General features: G+C 68.4%; 3 protein-coding genes. All 3 read left to right on the top strand.

Annotation, left to right across the window (positions count from 1 at the left end):
* Nucleotides 1–359: ROK family protein (locus ELR45_RS15490; protein ID WP_165367800.1), on the top strand; the 359-nt coding region annotated here is incomplete at its 5' end.
* Nucleotides 360–363: 4 nt separating this feature from the next.
* The gene (gene xylA / locus ELR45_RS15495) at nucleotides 364–1551 is read left to right on the top strand and encodes a xylose isomerase (protein ID WP_129667222.1); all 1188 of its coding nucleotides are present in this window, start codon (nucleotides 364–366) and stop codon (nucleotides 1549–1551) included.
* 139 nt (nucleotides 1552–1690) lie between these two features.
* A partial coding sequence (gene xylB / locus ELR45_RS15500) for a xylulokinase (RefSeq protein WP_129667351.1) occupies nucleotides 1691–2950 on the top strand: 1260 nt, incomplete at its 3' end.

Consider the following 2950-nt stretch of genomic DNA (forward strand, 5'->3'; position numbering starts at 1 on the left):
ATGTCAGAGCCATGCGCGCGGCCGACGAGGTCGGGCGGTGGCTGGGCATCGGTCTGGTCGGTCTGGTGAACACGTTCAATCCCGACCGCGTCGTGCTCGGTGGCATGTACGGCCGTGCGTTCGACGTATTCGAGCCCGCGGTGACCGATGTGCTGAAGGCCCGCGCTCTGACGCCGTCCACCCTGGACCTGGTCCCGGCCGCGCTGGGACCCGAGGCGCCGTTGATCGGTGCCGGCGAACTGGCGCTCGAAGCACTGCTGGCCGATCCGGACGGTGTGCTCACGAGTTTTCTGTCCGTGCGCGACAGTGACCTGCCGGCGCACGACGAACCCAACCCCGCAACACGCACGAAAGGATAGAAACATGGCTGCTCAGCCCACCCGCGAGGATCACTTCACCTTCGGTCTGTGGACCGTCGGCTGGCCGGCACAGGATCCGTTCGGGCCGGCCACCCGGCCGCCGCTCGACCCGGTAGAATCCGTCCGCCGGCTGTCCGAGCTCGGCGCCTACGGCGTCACTTTCCACGACGACGACCTGTTCCCGTTCGGTTCGTCGGACTCCGACCGGCAGCAGCACATCGACCGGTTCAAGGCCGCGCTGCAGGAGACCGGGTTGGTGGTGCCGATGGTCACCACCAACCTGTTCAGCCACCCGGTCTTCAAGGACGGCGGTTTCACCAGCAACGACCGTTCCGTGCGCCGGTTCGCGCTGCGGAAGGTGATGCGCAACATCGATCTCGCCGCCGAGCTCGGCGCGTCCACCTATGTCATGTGGGGTGGCCGCGAGGGTTCCGAGTCGGACGCGGCGAAGGATGTCGTGGCAGCGCTGGAACGGTACCGCGAGGGTGTCGATACGCTCGCTCAGTACGTCGTCGACCAGGGTTACGGTCTGCGGTTCGCGTTGGAGCCGAAGCCGAATGAGCCGCGCGGCGACATCCTGCTGCCGACCGTCGGACACGCCCTCGCGTTCATCTCCACCCTGGAGCACGCCGACATGGTCGGCCTCAACCCCGAGGTCGGTCACGAGCAGATGGCGGGCCTGAACTTCGTCCACGGCATCGCGCAGGCGATGTGGCAGAAGAAGCTGTTCCACATCGACCTCAACGGGCAGCGGAGCATCAAGTACGACCAGGACCTCGTCTTCGGGCACGGTGACCTGCTCAACGCGTTCTTCCTCGTCGACCTGCTGGAGCACGGCCCGTTCGGCGGCGGTCCCGCCTACGACGGTCCGCGGCATTTCGACTACAAGCCACTGCGTACCGAGAACATCGACGGGGTGTGGGCCTCGGCCGCGGCGAACATGCGGACGTACCTGCTGCTGAAGGAGCGGGCCGCGGCATTCCGCGCCGATCCGGAGGTCAAGGATGCGCTGGCGGCCGCCCGGGTGCTGGAGTTGTCCGAACCGACCCTCGCGGCGGGCGAGAGCTACAACGATCTGCTGGCCGACCGTTCCGCCTTCGAGGACTACGATGCCGACGCCGCCGGTGCCCAGGGTTACAGTGTGGTCCGGCTCAACCAGCTGGCGCTGGAGCACGTCGTCGGCGCCCGCTGATCCAGCGGCTCCGAAATGATCATGTGAAGTAGGTTTGTTCCAGCATCACCGTTTCTGCAGACCTGTTATCGCACGAGAAAACCTGCTTCACATGATCATTTAATGGGCATCCGGCTGAGGGACGAAGGAGGTAAGGGATATGGCGTTGGTGGCAGGGATCGATTCGTCGACCCAGTCGTGCAAGGTGGTCCTGGTCGACGCGGACACCGGTGAGATCGTCGACACCGGACGCGCCGACCATCCGGACGGCACTGAGGTGCATCCGCAGGCATGGTGGGACGCGCTGGCCGAAGCGGGCGACGGGCTGCTGGACCGAGCCGACGCCGTGGCCGTCGGTGGTCAGCAGCACGGCATGGTCGCGCTCGACGCCGACGGCGAGGTGGTCCGCCCTGCGCTGCTGTGGAACGACACCCGGTCGGCCGGGGCGGCCCGCGACCTGACCGCCGAGCTCGGCGGCCCCCAGGCTTGGGCCGACGCCGTCGGGCTGGTGCCGGTGAACAGCTTCACCATCACCAAGCTGCGGTGGCTGGTGCAGGAGGAGCCGTCTTCCGCCGAGCGGGTCGAGCAGGTCATGCTGCCCCATGACTGGATCACCTGGTGCCTGGCCGGAAAGCCGGAACAGGCGACGACGGATCGCGGCGATGCCTCCGGAACCGGCTACTGGTCCGCCGCCACCGGGGAGTACCGCCCGGACCTGCTACGGATGGCCTTCGGCCGGGAGATCGGTGTGCCCCGGGTGGCGGGGCCGTCCGAGGTGGTCGGCAGGACTCCGTCTGGTGCCGCGGTGGCCCCAGGGACCGGCGACAATATGGGCGCCGCTCTCGGCCTGGGCATGTCCCCTGGCGACGTCGTGGTCTCCCTCGGTACCAGCGGTACGGTCTTCGCCACATCGGACAAGCCGGTGGCGGACGCGTCTGGGACCGTCGCCGGGTTCGCCGACGCCACTGGCCGTCATCTTCCGCTGGTCGCTACCTTGAACGCCGCCCGCGTCCTATCGGCCGCGGCGGCGATGCTCGGAGCTGACCTGTCCGAGCTGAACCGGCTGGCGATGGAGGCTGCCCCCGGTGCGGGAGGTCTGGTGCTGCTTCCATACTTGGACGGTGAGCGGACCCCGGTGCTGCCGGACGCCACCGGCACCCTGGCCGGGCTCACCCGCGACTCCATGACGCCGCACAATCTGGCCCGAGCGGCCGTCGAGGGGATGCTCTGCGGTCTGGCGGACGGTGTGGACGCGCTGCGCGAGCACGACGTCCCGGTGGAACGGGTGTTGCTGATCGGAGGAGCCGCTCAGTCGAAGGCGGTGCGGACTGTCGCGCCGGACGTCTTCGGTGTACCGGTGTCGGTGCCGACGCCGGGCGAGTACGTCGCGCTGGGTGCGGCTCGGCAGGCGGCATGGGCG

It is taken from the genome of Phytoactinopolyspora endophytica, assembly GCF_004138495.1.
Classification (GTDB): domain Bacteria; phylum Actinomycetota; class Actinomycetes; order Jiangellales; family Jiangellaceae; genus Phytoactinopolyspora; species Phytoactinopolyspora endophytica.